Here is a 15,852-nt window from a genome sequence, read left to right as displayed (position 1 = left end):
ACTTCCTCAGATGAATTTCGCGCGAGCTGGAAGGGCGATGCTGCGCGGCCGGGTTTCATCGCCACCCGTTTCACCGGATGTACCGGAGAAACTCATGTTGTCCCCGCCGTTACTGGATGTGGATGTGTTGGCCTGGGCGAGCCCTCTGAAAATCGTGTGCGAGTGCCGTTGGATCTCGCCGGCTTGCCAACTGCCGGCGACACGACCTGCGTTGACGCCGCGGCCCTCATCGAGCACCCGAATGAACTCACCGCGTAGGTCTGGAGCGCGGAACGTGGTCGAGCCATCTCCAGTGGTCCAGCCGCCTTCCATGCCTGCGCGAGCAGCCTCGCTGGTGAGCATTCCCGATTGCTGGGCGTGGTCCCATAGCCATGGCCAGTCGGCGCGTACCAGGACAGGCCCACTCAAGGCACCGTAGCCGCCGGCTGGAAAGGCGGTGGTGGTGTCGAACAGAGGGCGCCCCAGCGGCGTTGAGTCATGCCGTGCAATTGGCCACCAGCCACCCTCACCGTCACTGCGCAGATGCCACCAGTCACCAGCCCCCATCAGCACCAGGAACGGATAGCCGGCCGCATTGAGATGAGTGTGGAACTTGATTTTGTCCTGGCCTGATGCCTGGACTTTTGCGCGGTTGCCGGTGTTATCAGCGCGCCGGACAAGAAAGTCGCGCACGCCGAGTTCAGCATCGTTGAGTGGCAAAGTGAGCGTTCGGGCGCCGGCGGTGGCGTCCAAAATGATGACGCCCTCATGGCTGCTAGCTATTTGCGTATTGGCATTCAGGTATGTGAAGGCACCGCGCAGCTTGTACTGCTTGTGGGGGTCGGCGCCGGTCTGATGCACGGTGATGAGGCTTTCGACATAAGCGCGTGTGGCCAGCACCACACTCGGATCGATCTTGAGTTGCACTGCTGCCGTGCTGCTGACGATGAGCACCATGCGCAGCACTTGGGTTCGGCCCGAGCCCTCGGCCATCTGCGGCTTATAGCTTTCGGGGCAGTTGGCGACGGCGAACAGATCGCCTGCAGCATCGTAGATGCCCATCTCGCGCAGCCAGTAGCCGCCCTCAGTTTCCGGAATCACCATTTCGGCAATGATCTGGTTTGCGTTCATCGGGTCGGGGCTGAGCGTGTTCAGGTCCGCCCGGTAGGTTTCGCGCACCAGGGCAGTTTGGGTGCGGACCGGGTTGGGCAGGGCGCCGTTGCCGTCGCCGACGGCCATTTTGCTGAGCTGCAGCTTGGTGCCAAGGGCGGTTGCGTTGGCGAGTTTGGCTTCGCCAGTGGCGGTAAGGACGGCGTAGTAGGTGCTCATGGGTAGACGCTCATGATGTCGATAGTGTGTGCCGCAGCGCCCTGGAGAATCGCGGGTGTGCTGACCTCTATCAGGCCAGGTGCGTACGGGTAGACGGTTGTGGTGTCGCCATGCAGGGCCGTGGCGCCGATGAAGGTGCGGCCACGGGTTTCGAGCACGATGGCCAGCCCGGTGAGGTGGCGGCTGACGGGCTTGGCGTCGTCGATCAGCAGGGTGAGGGACTCGAACATCTCTTCGGTGATGCCGGACTCCAGCACGCCGATATCGAGGCGGAAGGTTCCGGGCACGCCTTCGGGTTTTTCCTGCCACCACTCGGTGACGCGGATCAGGTAGCCAAGCGGTTCGACCACGCGGCGCAGCGCGCCGATGGTGCCCTTGTGTGCGTGCACGTAGTACGCGCTGGCGATGACCTGGCGTTTGGTGGCTTCGCTCCAGCCACTCTCCCAGCGATCCACCGAGAAGGCCCAGGCCAGGTAGGGCAGCAGCTCGACCGGGCAGCGCGCGGGGCTGAGCAGGTCGCGGATCGGCACGGGCACGCGCTCGATCTGCGCGAGGGCCTGGGCGGCCAGGCGTTCGAGCTGGGTGCCGTTGGACGGCAGCAGGGCAGCGCTCATAGCTGCCCCGCGATACTGATGTGTGTGCCGGTGCAGTAAGCGGCCTGGGCTGGGGTAGGCTTGATGTCATCCCAGCCTTGCAGATCCACACGGCGCACGCCTTCAACGTGCAAGGCGGCGTGGATGGCCGAGGTGGACACCTCGACGCCCAGGCGGCGGCGGGTATTTACCAGGGCATCCAGCTGAGCCTGTGCGGCCGCAAGAATTGGCTCGGTCTCGGGGCCGGTGGTGGCCAGGTGCAGTTGGGCGGTGACCTGGTAGGGCAGTACCTGGGCCGATTGCACGGTGAGGCGGTCGGCAACCGGCCGGCGGTCATCATCGGACAGGTACTGGAGCACGACGGCCTGCAGGTCGGCCGGCACGGTGCCGTCGCCCAGGGCGTGCTGCACGGTGACGACCACGACGGCGGGTGACGGGCTTTCGGCTGTGGCGTCAGCGATGCGGCCGTCCGCGCTGCGAGCATGGAAGATGTAGGCGTTACGCGGGCCGGCGGTGCTGAGGCCTTCGAAGGCCATTTGCGTTCGCTCACGCAGCGCCTCGTCCGATTCCATCACGGCTGCGTCGGTTTCGGTGGCCGGGGTGATGACCAGGCGGCGCACGTTGTAGTTGCCGGCGATCTGCTCCAGGTCTGTGCCGCGGGCCTTGGCGAGCATGGTGGCCAGGGCCGCTTCGTTGACGCGCTGACGCAGCAGGGTTTCGCGGTAGGCGTTTTCCTGCACCAGCTTGGTAAGCGGCTCGGACTCCAGCGCCAGGCGGGCGGCGATGGTGGCTTGCTCGTCGGCCGGCCACAGGCTGACGGTGTAGGCCTTGCGCTCGGCGAGGATGGCTTCGTAGTCGAGCTGCTCGACGACTTGCGGGTCTGGCAGGGCGGCCAGGTCGATAGGCGTAAAGACGTTCATGCTGCGGCCCCCATGCGCAGGGGGATGACCAGGTTGGCGGCCTCGTTGGTGTCTACGCGGACGGCTTCCAGGGTGAGCACGAACTGGCCGGCCATGGTGCCGGCGTCCAGCTGCACGCGGCTGAGCCGTATGCGCGGCTCCCAGCGCATGACGGCCATGGCGATGGCGGCATAGCAGAGCAAGCGGGTGGTGTCGTTGCCGGGCTGGTCGATCAGGTCGACCAGCAGGCTGCCGTACTCGCGGCGCATCACGCGGGTACCCAGGCGGGTGGTGAGGATGTCGCCGATGCTCTGGCTGATGTGCTCCAGCTCGGTGATGGTGCTGCCGGTGTGGCGGTTCATTGCGGCTGCCCCGTGCTGCTGCCGCCCGACTGCACGCCGCCATGGCGGTGCTGGACCAGGCTGATGCCGGCTGCGACTACGTCTTCGCTGACCTCAACCGTGCCGGTGATGGTCTGGTTGCCGGTCTGGGTGTAGTCGCCGGTGTGGCGGATGTCGCCAGTGATATCGAGGCCGGCCGGGGCGGTGATTTCGATTCGGCCGCCGGCGGGCAGCTGGACGCGCAGCAGGTGGGCGATGCTGTCGTACTCGAGCACGGCGCCATCACGGTAGGTGGTGCGGTGCAGGCCTGCGCGGCCGCCGTTGGCCGGGTTGGCTTCGCTGAACAGGCCGGTGAGCACGATGCCCTGGGCAAGCTGGCCGGAGGGGCTCAGCAGCACAACCTGTTCGCCGTCGGTGGGCGGGTTCCAGGCTCGGTCGGCGCCGGCGCGCAGGGCCAGCCAAGGCAGCCAGGTGGTGAGCAGCTCGCCGGACTTCACGCGCACGCGGGCTTTCGACTCGTCCACCTCGGCGATGGTGCCGAGGCGGACAAGGTTTTCGATCAGGCGGGCAAGGGCGGCGATGGAAGTCATGCCGCGATGGTGGCGCCCTCGCGCGAGGGGCGCAGCAGGTGGGGGTTGTAGTGAAGCTTCTTACAAATTTAAGGAGAGGAATGTAACTTCTTTATCGCATGGATAAAGTGCACGAACTTGGTCAGCAGCTCATGTTTCTCTGGAGTCATTCCGTCAGGGTCGAAGTGCATAACATCGTTACGAATCACCCTAATTTTTTCTAGCTCAGAGATAAACGTGGCTCGGTCGATTTGGAGTTTTGTTTTGGCCCATGAAATGGGGTTCTCAAAAATTCGGATGTACTCACCGAAAGTTAGGTCGGCTACTGTTTCGATAAGCCTTTCATCGTCGCCAGGGGCTTTGAACTGGGCAAGCTCATGTTGGGTGAATTTTCCATCAATCAAAGCTCTCACATGATTTTCAATTTCGGCGAGAAGCAGGAAAGGCTCTGATAGCTGCTTAAACTGCAAGCTCAAGTCTGCGGTTGTGATAATGCCAGATATGGTTTTGTCAAGATCTCTTACTAGTATGTAAGAGTGCTGGACTATGTGTGGGATCGCAATAAATATTGAGCTGGCAGCTGGCATCTCATTGTGGCTTACCATACATTCACGAACGTACATAGGAGACTTTTCACTCTCAAAAAAAAGCGCTGTACCTATGGACTCCCAGCTAACGATACCTTTTACGTCTCGTTCATTGGTCATTACTGGCAGTTGTGAAAAGTCGTGGCGGAGCATCAAAGTCACGGCTTCTTTCAAACTACTGTCAGGTTTTACACAAACTGGTTTGTTATGGGCCGATACCAGGCGACTCAGCCTGAATGCTGGCTCGTGCAATGCACCGGTTACAAGTAGAGCTTGTGCTGTTTCAATATCGCCATCGGAAGCCGTGGCTTCAGGGTTAATGTCATCAAAGGACTCGCTAGTTTCGTCAGGAGTCTCCTCTGATTGATCATTGTCTTGATCTGGAGAGGTTATCAGCTTGAAACTGATTTTTGCGTCAAGAGGTACCGTGTCAAAATCCGGGAATGTTTCAAGTTCGAATTCCTTGAGAACTTTGCGGATAACATAAGAAACCATGTTGCCCCGGCGTTCAGCCCCGAACCAACTAATAAAGTCACGAACTGAGACGCCCGTAACTTCCCATCCGGTGTCCAAGCTTTCTTTGATTGCTTTCAGGCGCTTGTTACGCTCTTCACGGCTCATAGTGATCACTTCCTAATGATCGGTTTGATATTCAGCTGCAGGCAGTTTCAATCGAAGGACTGAGATGCTGCAAGTCGACACTGGCCCTAATCGAGCGCAGGCATTCTAGCGTGGCTGACGGTGAGCCATGGCGTCTATAGCGCGCTGGAAAAACTGCTGTTCATCCTTGTCGAGCTTGCGCAGGCTGGTAAGTAGAATGCGTTCGTCGGCGGTGAGAATCAGGCGAGCGAGGAGGTGCATGAGCATGGTGGAACTCCTTTTGCTATTTGGAGTTCGCCGCCTTTGCGACCAAACAAAGGGGTGGCGAACTGTGCGCAGGTTGGTCGACCGGGGCAAAAGGAACCCGGCAGGGCCGAAGCCCTCCCACGCACAGCCCGCCATAACACGGGCACAAAAAAACGCCTAATCGGCGTCGTGCGCCTTTTGCTTTAAACGGGCGACCAAACCCGTGTCGCTGATTTTGCAGCGACGGGCGAACGATAGCGCTGATGCCGGGGAGCGTCAACGGTGCAGTGATACTGCACCGTGTACCTCAGCCGGCGAGGTGCTCGAGCAGCAGGTCACTGAGCATGTCGCGGTCACCTGGTGCGAAGCCGAGCAGCTCGCGCTTGGCGTACTGCACGTCGGGCATGCCCTTTCCGGGGCGATCCCGCAGGCCGTACTGGTGAATGCGGGCGATACGGCTGATGCGCCCGGCAAAGCTGACGGTGGCCTCTGCAGCGCTGCCCCCGGCCTTGAGGTAGCGCGCGGTGCGCAGCTTGGTGAACATCTTGGCGCGGGCCTTGATGCGGCCCTGCTTGCTGCGCAGGGTACGTGCCTTGCGCGGGGTGAAGACGGTGCCGTCCGGGTTGCGCTGCACCAGGATGCGTTGCTGCTGGGTACGGCGCATGCGCTTGGCGGCCTCGCGGGCCAGCTTGGCGCGCTGGGCGGGCTGTAGGCGCATCAGCAGCGGAGTGAGCCAGCTAGACAGGTCGTCGAGGGTGTCAGCCATCTGGCAGGTACCACTCGCGCTGGCTGTCGCTGCCGGCTGGTGGCCAGGCGGGATCGGTGAAGGCCTGCATCGGCTGCGGCTCGGCCGGGTGTGTGAGGGTGGTGGCGCCGGCTTCGTCCTTGCCGACGACCACGCGCTCGGTCAGGGGCAGCTTGAGGGCCAGGTCGATGGTGTTGCCGTCGAGCACGTCGGCCTCGAAGGCGATGCCCTCGGCGGACTTGGTCAGGTTGGACAGCAGCTCGTTCTGGTGGACGATGAGCCAGCCGAGCAGGGGCAGCATGACGGTGTCCGGGTGGGCGGCGAAGTCGGTGACTATGACCTGCAGTGTGTAGCCGTATTCCCACGACAGGGACGCGGCCGAGGTGCAACGCAGGGTGCCTTCGTCGATGAAGATCAGCAGGCGATCCGGGTTCTGGGCGAGGCCTGGGACCTTGGCCAGCAGGTGCTCGCGCAGGCTGTTGGGTTTGTTCACGGTGCGGGCCTCTGCTGGTTGTGTTCGAACACGGCATCGACCTGGGCGGCGCAGTCGGCCCAGGCGGCGAGCAGGGCGTCGTTGTCGTCGCTGAGCTCGCCGTTATCGATCGGCGCCGCCGGCGGGAGGGTGCAGCGCGTTACGACTGGACTGGAATGCACGGTAACCAGCGGCTCCGGTGATGGCGGGGCGCTGGTGCAGGCGGCGAGTGAGAGCAGGCAGAGGCTGAGCAGCCCAGTTTTGTGCAGGCGGGTCATTGCGGACGGTCTCCTTTTTCTGCACCTGGTGCACGGCGTTGGCCTGCTGCAGGTCGGCGCGATTGTTCTGCAGGCCCTGCTGGGCCAGGCGCTGGGTGGCGATATCGGCGCCCAGGTTGATGATGGTCTGGGCCTGGCGGGCGCTGCGCTGTTCGAGCGTGGCAATGCGCTCGGCGTCGGCCTTGGCGCGGGCCTGGGCGGCCAGGCTCTGCTGATAGCCGCCCCAGATGAACAGGGCGATGGCCAGCAGCAGGGCGACGCCGTAAGCGGCCTGGCGCAGGGGGCTCACGCGGCGGCCTGCTGGCCGCAGCCACAGCCGGCATGGCGCTCGTAGGCGCGCTGCAGCTTCACGTCGTACAGGTTGCGGGCGTAGTTGGGGCCGTTGTACTTGGCGGCGAAGTCCTTCCACTTGCGGGCTTTCAGGGCCTTTTGCAGCACCGGGTCGGCTTCGATGAACGCCACGAAGGCATTGAACTGGGCGTTTTCATCCTGGGCCATGGCGGCGGCGAAGGCCTGCACGCTGGCATAGCCGAGACGGGTGGCGTGGAAGCCCATGATCTGGAAGGCGCCCCAACTGGCCGATTCGAGCGCGGCGGTGTCATCGAGCTGGCGAGCCTGGGCCAAGCGCTGGTGCTCGGCCACGCCGCCGGCGTAGCCACCGGGGCGAACATTGACCAGGTTGGGGAATTCGCTGGCCAGCAGATCGGCGCGGGCCTTGAGCTTGCCGGCGACCTGGTCCGGGCTCCGCGGGGTGCTCAACTGGCGATGCATGATGTGGCGCTCGAACAAAATGGCGGGCTTGCCGTTGCTCAGGAAGCCAGCGCCGGCGGATTCCACCTCGTTGACGGCGTAGACGCTGGCCAGCTCGACGCCGAGGCGCTCGGCAGCCGCCACCAGGGTGGCGTTGCTGAGCAGCTTGGAGCAGTCGGCACCGGCGAGTGCGGCCAGGGTTTTCGGGCCGGCGGCGCCGTCGACCACCAGGCCCACCTTGAGCTGGAAGGCACGGACGGCTTTCTCAGTTTCGTCGCCGAAGTCGCCATCCGGGTAGAGGTTGTAGCCGCGGGCGATCAGGGAGCGCTGCAGTTGCTGGACGGCCTGGGAGCGGTCGCCGTGGCGTAGGGTTTGGCTCATAGCGTTTCTACCTTGCGTTCGAAGAAGCGTTTGGCGGCAGCGCGCGTGCCTTCTACGCCCAGCAGACCGATGGCGCCGCCGAAGAAGGGGGCAGTGGTGGCAGGGATGCCGAGCAGCTCGATGCCGTGGCTGGTGGCCATGGCGAGGAAGCCGCACAGGGGCGCTTCGAGGGCGACGCGGCGCAGGTTGCCGCCGCCGTAGATGATGCGCAGCGCGGCGATGAAGAACGCCAGGCCACCGCTGTAGATGGCGGGCCAGTTGTGTTCGAGCCAGCTGGCGAGCCAGGCCCAGGTTTCGGGACGGTCAGGCATTTTCATGGTTCCTTTGCCCTGCGGTGGTGGTCAGTCCCATAGGGTTACCGCCTGCTGCTCGGGCTGCGGCGCGGACTCGGGCAGGGTGACGGTGTGGCCTTGTGGAAGGTTGGGGCCCAGGTCGGCTAGACCGGGGTTTGCCTCAAGCACGGCCTCGACGACGCCGGCGGTGCGGCCGTAGTGCCGCCAGCAGAGGGCGTCGAGGGTTTCGTTTTGGTTGGCGCGTAGGGTGGCCATCACAGCAGCTCGACGGTGGTGCGGCTGATGCCGAGCAGATCGCGGATGGCGAAACGGCTGTCGCGGCGGTAGTCGTCGACGGTGGGCTCTTCTTCCTCGGCTTTGGCGGCGCCGCTGTTGGTGGCATCGAAGCTGCGGTAGCGCTCGGCTACCTCGGCGCTGGCGGCGCTGTAGACGGCGCGCTGGTAGAGGATGGTGAGGACGCTGCGCTCGGCGATCTTGTCGGCGGGCACGGCGTCCAGGTGGGTGTGCCCCTCGGCCTGGTATCGCAGCTTGCGGGGGCTGAGCTCGCGGTTGACGCTGATCATGGCCGCCACCACGGCGGTTTCCAGTCGGCCATTGGTGACGCTGCTGGCGATGCGCTGGGCGTCGCGCAGGTCGGCAAGGTCGATGTCCGGCCAAAAGCCGTCGTTGGTGAGTGTGAGCGGCGCTGCAACGCCGCCCGCTACGAATGCGCTCATGGTCAGGGCCTCAAGTCGGCGGTGGTCGGGGTTTCACAGGGCAGGGAAGGAGTCACCCTGTCTGATTCACCCCGAGCCGCCGGGCGCGTGGGGACGCTCGGTTAGCCGGTGGTGCCGGCGTGTTTCTTCAGGAGGCGCTCGACGCGCTCCAGATCTTTTTTGCCGCCGCAGTTGGTGTGCAGCTCGATGGCGCGAGCCAGATCCTGCTTGGCCATGAGCAGCAGGGGCAGGGCCTCGACCGCCTCGGCGTCGTCCGGCACCAGGGCGGATGCCGCCTTGCCGATGGCCAGGTGCAGCTTGGCGCGGGCTTCGTCGGGCATATCCTCGTTGGCGGTAGCCGCCTCGGTGCGCAGCAGCAGGCCCAGGTCAAACGAGCCGCTGGCCTTCTGCAACTTGATGGCGACGTTGGCGATTTCCTCGGCCACGACGCAGCCCAGGGAGCGCTCGAACTTGTCGGGCATCTTGAGGCCGTAGGGCAGCGCGTATTCAGCGATGGCAAGGGCGCCGGCGTAGTCGCCCACGTCGATGCGCCACAGCATGATGGTGGTGAGCACGTCGTCCTGGGCGCCCTTGCCGGCGCTGAGCACGCCGTCGACGTAGGGGGCGTAGTCCGGCAGCAGCTTGCGCTTGGTGTCGGCCTTGCCTTCCTGGCTCTGGATCTTCTTGAGCTGCTGTTTGTGCTGGTGCAGTTGGGCCTGGTAAAGCTCATAGACGCTGGCACCGGCCATGGTGATGGCCGGGCCTACCGCTGCTGCCGCCTGGACAGCTGCGCGTTTGCGCAGCTGGGTGCGTTGGGCGAGGGTCAGTGCCATGACTTAGCCCTCAGCGGCTTCTGCGGCGGGCTCATCGTCGGGCTCCGGGGCACGCTCGATGTTCTCCACCAAGGCAACCAGGCCAAAGTCTTCAACGACGTATGCCTCATTGACCGATTGGTAGTCGGCAATGCGGTCGTAGTCCGGTTCGTCACGGACGAGGCGACGCCGGGTCTTTTCCTGCCAGTAGATAGACAGGTTGGCCAGGGTGGTGATGAGAATGGTGCCTTCCGGGAAGAACGGCGCATCCACGATCGGCAGACCACCCAGGCGAGCGCGGCTGACTACTTCCTGCGCTGCATTCTCTTCGACGTTGGAGTCGCCGCCTTTCTCGACAGCCTTGAGCAGCTTGGCGTGCAGCAGGCCGCGAGACACCAGTACCACCAGGTCGGGGTGGTTGCGGTGCCATGGTTCGAGCAGCTGCACGGCGTCGTAAACGATGCCATCCAGCGTTTTGTAATCGCCGCCTTTGCCTACTACGACCTTGCCGCTGCCTGCGACGCCTTCTTCGAGCAAGCGATCTGGCGCCTTGGTGCGGATCTTCTCCAGCCAGCCGATGTTGACGTCCTCAAGCATCGGGTTGGCTTCGATGTCGGTTTCCGCGGCTGCTTCTTTGCCATGGAAGCCGATGGTGATGCGGTCCAAGCCCTGTCGGGTAACGATGGCATTGCTCAGTCGCACCTGGAAGTCAGGGAATTTGGCCCACTGATCCACGGTGGCGTAGAGGAACGACGTGTCGAAGTTGGTCTGCACGCAGGCGTAGCTGTCTTTGGTCAGCTTATGGCGCTCGCCTGGGTTACGACGTTTGCCGGCTTTGGTGTTGGTACGGCTGGCCACCGGGCCGTTGACACCGATCTGCAGGGCTTCGCCGGTTTGCTCGTCGACGCCGATGATGTTGATGCGGCCGAGCAGGGCGTTCGACTCTTGAATAGCAGTCTCCAGCTTCTGGTGGACGCTGGGTTCAACGTTGAACTTCTCGGTGGCGTCGTCGGCACCGTTCAGCTTGGCGACTTGGGACTGATAGGCCCGGAAGGCCTGGCGGGTTTCTTTACGCATCGTGTTGCTCCGAAGCTGGGTGTGTTGATCAGAACTGGGCCAGTTGCTGTTTACCGTCGGCACCGGTTACCGGCGGGCGCTGGCTGTGCTGCTGGTCAGGGGTTTGTTCCAGGCGCTTGAGCAAGTCGGCGAAATCGCCGGCCAGCTTGGTGTGGTCGGCCTGGAGCTTTTCGTGGGCGGCGGTGGCGTTTGCGAAGGCCTCGGCCTGTTTGGCGCCGTGCTCGGCCAGGTCGCCGATCATTTCGCCCAGCTCGGCGAAGTGGGCGGCGTCCTTGCCTTCCTTGTCCTTGCTCAGTTTCAGCAGCTCGGTCATGCGCCCTTTCAGGGCGGCGAACATGCTTGGGGTGTCGTCGATTTCTTCGAAGTCGAGGGCGGTTTCGGCGGCAGCGGTGAACAGGTTGTCCGCGTGCTGCTTACGGCCGGCGAGGGTGCCGTGCTGGGCGCTGAAGCTAAGCGCCTCGGTACCCAGGCTGGCGGGAGTGTCGGTGACGGCCAGGCCGACCAGGTAAGCCTTGCCGGTGTCAGCGAACTCGGGCTGTACCTCGATGGAGGTGTAGATCTTCTGGCCCTTCTTGTTGAGGGCGAGCAGCGCTTCGTTGGGTTCCAGCTGGGCGAATAGGCCGAGCTTCTTCTCGCCGTTGAGTTCGACTTCTTCAGCCTTCAGCGCCACCACGTCGCCGTAGGCGCCGAACTCACTGCCCGGAAAGTACGATTTGATGTGCTCGCAGTTGATGCGGGCGCCGTAGGTGTTGCGGCTGTACTGGGCAGCCATCTGCTCGATCCATTTGCGCTCGATCTTGCGGCCGTCGGTGGTAGCGCCTTCGGTGGCGATGCGGGTCCATTTGGAACGGAGTTTTTTGGCGGTGGCGGACATGCTTGGGAATCCTCGGTGCGGTTCGCTGTTGGCGGGTTTCGCGTTGAGGGCATGGTCGGCAGTGGGCGAGGCGGCGGCAACGACGTGAGGTTGTAGGGCAGCGCGCTACAACGCCCGCCGGTAGGGGCTTACGCGCGCGGGCGGCAGCATCGGCGCCATGAACACTACCGCCCCTTACCAGCCAACTACCGACTCCCGCCGCCAGGCCAAATTCCTGTACTGGACGGGTTGGCGCATCACCGATATCGCCGACTACCTGGGCGAGAAAGAAAAGACCGTCCATAGCTGGAAGACCCGGGACGAGTGGGACAGGGCTGATAACGTCGAGCGCATCGGCGGGGCGCTCGAAGCGCGGCTGGTGCAGCTGATCCTGAAAGAGGGGAAGACGGGCGGCGACTTCAAGGAAATTGACCTGCTGCACCGTCAGCTCGAACGGCAGGCGCGCATCCAGCGCTTCCAGGGTGGCGGTACCGAGGGCGAGCTCAACCCGAACCTGGCCAAGCGCAACGAGGGGCCGAAAAAGCAGGCCGTCCGCAATGAGCTGAGCGAAGAGCAGATCGAGACGCTGGTCGAGGCGTTCAAGGATGGGTGCTTCGATTACCAGCTCGACTGGTACCGCGCTGGCAACCAGCGCACGCGGATGTTGCTCAAGTCCCGCCAGATCGGCGCCACGTACTATTTTGCGCGGGAGGCGTTGATCGACGCGATCACGACCGGGCGAAACCAGATCTTCCTGTCGGCCAGCAAGGCGCAGGCCCACCAGTTCAAGAACTACATGCAGTCGTTCATGAACGAGGTGCTGGGGGTAAAGCTGACAGGCGACCCCATCGTGCTGTGGAACAACGCTGAGCTGCACTTCCTTGGCACGAACTTTCGTACCGCCCAGGGGCGCAGCGGCAATTTCTACTTCGACGAATTCTTCTGGGTGCACGGCTTCGAGGAAATCAACAAGGTGGCGTCCGGCATGGCGCTGCACAAGCACTGGCGAAAAACGTACTTCTCGACGCCCTCGAGCATGGCCCACCCGGCCTACGTGTACTGGACGGGTGAGCGGCACAACAAGGGCAAGCCTACGGCCCAGCACCTGAACATCGACGTGAGCCACGACGCGCTGCAGCAGGGGCGCCGCTGTGAGGACGGGATCTGGCGGCAGATCGTGACCATCCTTGATGCGGAGTCGCGCGGCTGCGATCTGTTCGACCTGGACGAGCTGCGCCTCGAGTACGACGCGCAGGCCTTCGAAAACTTGCTGATGTGCCAGTTCGTCAACGATGGCGACAGCATCTTCCCGCTGACAATGCTGCAGCCGTGCATGGTCGACAGCTGGGAGGTGTGGGAGGACTACAAGCCCTTCGCGCCGCGGCCGCTGGGCGAGCGCCAGGTATGGGTGGGGTACGACCCGGCCGAGTCGGGCGACACGGCCGGCCTGGTGGTAGTGGCCCCGCCGCTGGTGCCGGGCGGCAAGTTCCGGCTGGTGGAAAAGCACCAGTTCCGCGGCATGGATTTCGAGGCCCAGGCGCGGATCATCCAGCAGATCACCCAGCGCTACTGGGTGACCTATATCGGCATCGATACCACGGGCATGGGTGCCGGCGTGGCGCAGCTGGTGAAGCAGTTTTTCCCTGGGTTGCGCACCTTCAGCTACAGCCCGGAGGTGAAAACCCGCCTGGTGATGAAGGCCTGGGACGTGATTCGCAAGGGCCGCTTCGAGTTCGACGCTGGCTGGACGGACGTTGCCCAGGCGCTGATGGCCATCCGCAAGACCATGACGCCCAGCGGGCGCCAATTCACCTACACGGCCGGGCGCAGCGATGCGACCGGGCATGCCGACCTAGCGTGGGCGCTGTTCCACGCATTGATTAATGAGCCGCTGGAAGGGCAGACCACCAGCAACACGGCCATCATGGAGTTCAGCTGATGAGCGATAACCAAGGGGCGCAGGCCCAGCAATTGAGTGGGCAGGGCGCGCGAGCCGAGGCGTTCACGTTCGGCGACCCGGTGCCAGTGCTCGATGGCCGAGAGATCCTGGATTACCTGGAGTGCTGGGCCAATGGGCGGTGGTATGAACCGCCGATGTCGTTGGATGGCCTGGCCCGGTCGACCCGGGCGAGCGTCTATCTGCAGTCTGGGCTGAATTTCCGCCGCAACATGCTGGTGCGTACCTTCAAGCCGCATCGGCTGTTGAGCCGCCAGGCGTTCGAGCAATTCGCCACGGACTGGGGCACCTTCGGCAACGCCTACCTGGAGAAGCACGACAACATGCTGCGCAGCACGCTGGGGCTGCGGCCGGTGCTGGCAAAGTACATGCGGCGCGGTATCGACCTGGACCAGTACTACCAGGTTCGCGGCTGGAAGGATGAGCACGAATTCCGGCGCGGCGCTGTGTGCCATGTGCGTGAGGCCGACATCAACCAGGAAATCTACGGGTTGCCAGAGTGGCTGGCGGCGCTGCAAAGCGCGCTGCTGAATGAGTCCGCGACGCTGTTCCGGCGCAAATACTACCAGAACGGGTCGCACGCGGGCTTCATTCTGTACATGCACGACGCGGTGCAGGATGAGAGCTTCGTCAAGGACCTGCGCCAGGCTATGAAGGACAGCAAGGGGCCGGGCAATTTCCGCAACCTGTTCATGTACGCACCTGGCGGGAAGAAGGACGGTATTCAGCTGATCCCGATCAGCGAGGTGTCGGCTAAGGATGACTTCGCGGCGATCAAGAACATCAGCCGTGATGACCTGCTGGCCTCGCTGCGCATTCCGCCGCAGCTGATGGGCATCGTGCCGCAGAACGCTGGCGGGTTCGGCTCGATCAGGGACGCCGCCCAGGTGTGGGCGATGAACGAGCTGGAGCCGATTCAGGCCAGGCTGCTGCAGGTTAATGAGTGGCTGGGGGAGGAGGTGGTGCGGTTTGATGAATTTATGCTGCCGGCGACCCTGTGAGCTCCTCAATTATGAGCATCACACCGGGGTAGATGAAGTCCGCCACGTTCTTCAACTGGCCGGATTCGAGCCTTGGGAAGTAGTAAGCACAGGATTCTAGGCTGCCTCCCAGGAGCTCCAATTGATTGCTCACCCAAGCAGTCAGGTCTGTATCGCCATCCTTTATATCGGACTCAGCAAAAAACGGGATAACGAACGTCGCCGCGAAAAGCCGATCTGTTGTGTGCGCGGGAATATCCAGCGCTGCATTTCTTGCGCCATTGCGTCCTTCGCTAACCTTGTCAACGCCGGGAAGCTTTTGCCAAACCTGCTTGGCCTCAAATGTCAGCTCTTCCCGGTCAGTTGATATGTAGAGGTCAATGCGACCGCGTCTAATGGGGCAATCTGCCTCGACTCCTGAATAGCTCGGCGGGTGCTTTTCCGTGGGGCATTCCTCTAGTGCTGCCCAGCCCAAGGTCCATGCGGCCCCGGCAAGTACGCTCACGCTTGTGCGTTCGTTGTACCACCAGCAGCAGTCTTCACTCTTAAACAGGTGGGTGTAGCGCTGAACTGCGCCCAGCCACGCACGAAGTAGCTGCTCAATCACCGGGTCATTCGCTATCACGTCAGACATCAATTCCATTTGCGACGGGCCTCCTAAGCCAGCTGCAAAGGGTAGCAGGGGCCGGCGCGCGCAGTCGTCCCCCCACCACACCTGGGCGCTAAACGTGTCGCTTTTTCTGCGTATCTGCATCTGTCCCCGTGCGGCGCGGCTGTTGAGCTGCCTCAAGGAGTGACGGTGAGGAAATACCTGCGGAACCCTGCGCCGTGCTCATAAAAAGCATGCATTGGGGCCCGTTTCAGGAGCGGTGTCGAAAAAAGGTAATAACGGTCAGGAAGGCGTCAAACGGGCCTGCAGGCCGCATGGACGCTGGATTTGAATCATTACCTTTGTGGGTAATTTGGGGTAATGGCTAAGGTAATAAAAATTTATCTTGCTGATTTATATAGGTTTTTTATTTGGCTCGAATTACACCTCTGATGGGTAATGAGCTTACCTAAAAATTACCAAATTATTACCTTTAGAAATCTGAGCTAAACCCTTGATCTGATTGGCTTTCGGGCATGATAGTTCGAAAAATTACCAAAATTACCTAAAAAATAGGGCTGAACTGAAAATTTGGTTGACCCCGCTGGGGACGCCTAATAAAGTGCCGCTCCCTTTCGTTCTTGGGAACGACTTGGGAACAAATTCAGGCTCACGCTCTGAGCGAGAGCCAGAGAGAATGCGGGTTTCACGTGTGGTGGAAGGGACTGCGATGAGTTCGAGTCTCTCCGTCCGCACCATGTAAGTAGCTGATTTCAAAGGGCTGTAGACCGATCTACCCTAAATTGGGAACGGATTTGGGAACACTT

20 protein-coding genes and 1 pseudogene are annotated in these 15,852 nt (G+C 62.6%); 2 read left to right on the top strand and 19 right to left on the bottom strand.

Annotated elements, in window-relative coordinates; all coding sequences use genetic code 11:
* Positions 1 to 6 precede the first annotated feature (6 nt).
* From BM279_RS14940 to BM279_RS14860, 18 genes and pseudogenes are all read right to left on the bottom strand, one after another.
* Positions 7 to 1,308: a phage tail-collar fiber domain-containing protein gene (locus tag BM279_RS14940; protein ID WP_093504918.1), complete on the bottom strand. Its 1,302-nt coding sequence runs from the start codon at positions 1,306 to 1,308 to the stop codon at positions 7 to 9.
* Positions 1,305 to 1,922: a phage tail protein I gene (locus BM279_RS14935; RefSeq protein WP_093504916.1), complete on the bottom strand. Its 618-nt coding sequence runs from the start codon at positions 1,920 to 1,922 to the stop codon at positions 1,305 to 1,307. Before BM279_RS14935 ends, BM279_RS14940 begins: the two co-directional genes overlap by 4 nt.
* On the bottom strand, positions 1,919 to 2,821 hold the full coding sequence (locus BM279_RS14930; RefSeq protein ID WP_093504914.1) for a baseplate J/gp47 family protein: 903 nt from the start codon (positions 2,819 to 2,821) through the stop codon (positions 1,919 to 1,921). The genes BM279_RS14935 and BM279_RS14930 overlap by 4 nt, the downstream gene beginning before the upstream one ends.
* A complete protein-coding gene (locus tag BM279_RS14925; RefSeq protein ID WP_093504912.1) occupies positions 2,818 to 3,162 on the bottom strand; it encodes a GPW/gp25 family protein in 345 nt (114 codons plus the stop codon). Before BM279_RS14925 ends, BM279_RS14930 begins: the two co-directional genes overlap by 4 nt.
* Positions 3,159 to 3,731, bottom strand: coding sequence for a phage baseplate assembly protein V (locus BM279_RS14920; RefSeq protein ID WP_093504910.1), 573 nt, complete (start codon positions 3,729 to 3,731; stop codon positions 3,159 to 3,161). Before BM279_RS14920 ends, BM279_RS14925 begins: the two co-directional genes overlap by 4 nt.
* A gap of 68 nt (positions 3,732 to 3,799) precedes the next feature.
* The gene (locus BM279_RS14915) at positions 3,800 to 4,918 is read right to left on the bottom strand and encodes a CBS domain-containing protein (RefSeq protein ID WP_244154166.1); all 1,119 of its coding nucleotides are present in this window, start codon (positions 4,916 to 4,918) and stop codon (positions 3,800 to 3,802) included.
* Positions 4,919 to 5,023: 105 nt separating this feature from the next.
* Positions 5,024 to 5,164, bottom strand: coding sequence for a hypothetical protein (locus tag BM279_RS23390; RefSeq protein ID WP_167363150.1), 141 nt, complete (start codon positions 5,162 to 5,164; stop codon positions 5,024 to 5,026).
* 286 nt (positions 5,165 to 5,450) lie between these two features.
* Entirely contained in the window at positions 5,451 to 5,909 is a 459-nt protein-coding gene (locus BM279_RS14910; RefSeq protein WP_093504908.1) for a phage virion morphogenesis protein, read from the bottom strand.
* Positions 5,902 to 6,381, bottom strand: coding sequence for a phage tail protein (locus BM279_RS14905; protein WP_093504906.1), 480 nt, complete (start codon positions 6,379 to 6,381; stop codon positions 5,902 to 5,904). The genes BM279_RS14910 and BM279_RS14905 overlap by 8 nt, the downstream gene beginning before the upstream one ends.
* Positions 6,378 to 6,563: pseudogene (lysC, locus tag BM279_RS23605) on the bottom strand (Rz1-like lysis system protein LysC); the annotation flags it as partial. The pseudogene lysC and the gene BM279_RS14905, both read right to left, overlap by 4 nt.
* Positions 6,484 to 6,927: a DUF2570 domain-containing protein gene (locus BM279_RS23765; protein ID WP_167363149.1), complete on the bottom strand. Its 444-nt coding sequence runs from the start codon at positions 6,925 to 6,927 to the stop codon at positions 6,484 to 6,486. The gene BM279_RS23765 and the pseudogene lysC, both read right to left, overlap by 80 nt.
* Entirely contained in the window at positions 6,924 to 7,769 is an 846-nt protein-coding gene (locus BM279_RS14890; protein WP_093504900.1) for an N-acetylmuramidase domain-containing protein, read from the bottom strand. The genes BM279_RS23765 and BM279_RS14890 overlap by 4 nt, the downstream gene beginning before the upstream one ends.
* Positions 7,766 to 8,080: a phage holin, lambda family gene (locus BM279_RS14885; protein ID WP_084307422.1), complete on the bottom strand. Its 315-nt coding sequence runs from the start codon at positions 8,078 to 8,080 to the stop codon at positions 7,766 to 7,768. Before BM279_RS14885 ends, BM279_RS14890 begins: the two co-directional genes overlap by 4 nt.
* A 30-nt stretch (positions 8,081 to 8,110) precedes the next feature.
* Positions 8,111 to 8,317 (bottom strand): tail protein X, encoded by a 207-nt coding sequence (locus BM279_RS14880; protein WP_093504898.1) that lies wholly within the window; start codon positions 8,315 to 8,317, stop codon positions 8,111 to 8,113.
* Positions 8,317 to 8,778, bottom strand: coding sequence for a head completion/stabilization protein (locus BM279_RS14875; RefSeq protein ID WP_093504896.1), 462 nt, complete (start codon positions 8,776 to 8,778; stop codon positions 8,317 to 8,319). The genes BM279_RS14880 and BM279_RS14875 overlap by 1 nt, the downstream gene beginning before the upstream one ends.
* Before the next feature lie 101 nt (positions 8,779 to 8,879).
* Positions 8,880 to 9,590: a phage terminase small subunit gene (gene gpM, locus BM279_RS14870; RefSeq protein ID WP_093504894.1), complete on the bottom strand. Its 711-nt coding sequence runs from the start codon at positions 9,588 to 9,590 to the stop codon at positions 8,880 to 8,882.
* 3 nt (positions 9,591 to 9,593) lie between these two features.
* On the bottom strand, positions 9,594 to 10,646 hold the full coding sequence (locus tag BM279_RS14865) for a phage major capsid protein, P2 family (RefSeq protein ID WP_093504892.1): 1,053 nt from the start codon (positions 10,644 to 10,646) through the stop codon (positions 9,594 to 9,596).
* A 28-nt stretch (positions 10,647 to 10,674) separates the two neighbouring features.
* Complete coding sequence (locus BM279_RS14860; RefSeq protein ID WP_093504890.1) at positions 10,675 to 11,520, bottom strand: GPO family capsid scaffolding protein; 846 nt, start codon at positions 11,518 to 11,520, stop codon at positions 10,675 to 10,677.
* A 157-nt stretch (positions 11,521 to 11,677) separates the two neighbouring features.
* Between BM279_RS14860 and BM279_RS14855 the strand changes: the two genes are divergently transcribed.
* Both BM279_RS14855 and BM279_RS14850 read left to right on the top strand, forming a co-directional pair.
* Entirely contained in the window at positions 11,678 to 13,438 is a 1,761-nt protein-coding gene (locus BM279_RS14855; protein ID WP_093504888.1) for a terminase ATPase subunit family protein, read from the top strand.
* Positions 13,438 to 14,457, top strand: coding sequence for a phage portal protein (locus BM279_RS14850; protein ID WP_093504886.1), 1,020 nt, complete (start codon positions 13,438 to 13,440; stop codon positions 14,455 to 14,457). Before BM279_RS14855 ends, BM279_RS14850 begins: the two co-directional genes overlap by 1 nt.
* On the opposite strand, the gene BM279_RS14845 is transcribed toward BM279_RS14850, so the two are convergent.
* Entirely contained in the window at positions 14,435 to 15,079 is a 645-nt protein-coding gene (locus tag BM279_RS14845) for a hypothetical protein (protein ID WP_093504884.1), read from the bottom strand. The genes BM279_RS14850 and BM279_RS14845 overlap by 23 nt on opposite strands.
* Positions 15,080 to 15,852 lie beyond the last annotated feature (773 nt).

Origin of the sequence: Phytopseudomonas straminea (genome assembly GCF_900112645.1) — a bacterium.
GTDB lineage: Bacteria > Pseudomonadota > Gammaproteobacteria > Pseudomonadales > Pseudomonadaceae > Aquipseudomonas > Aquipseudomonas straminea.
This window is presented reverse-complemented; position numbering and strand designations above follow the sequence as displayed.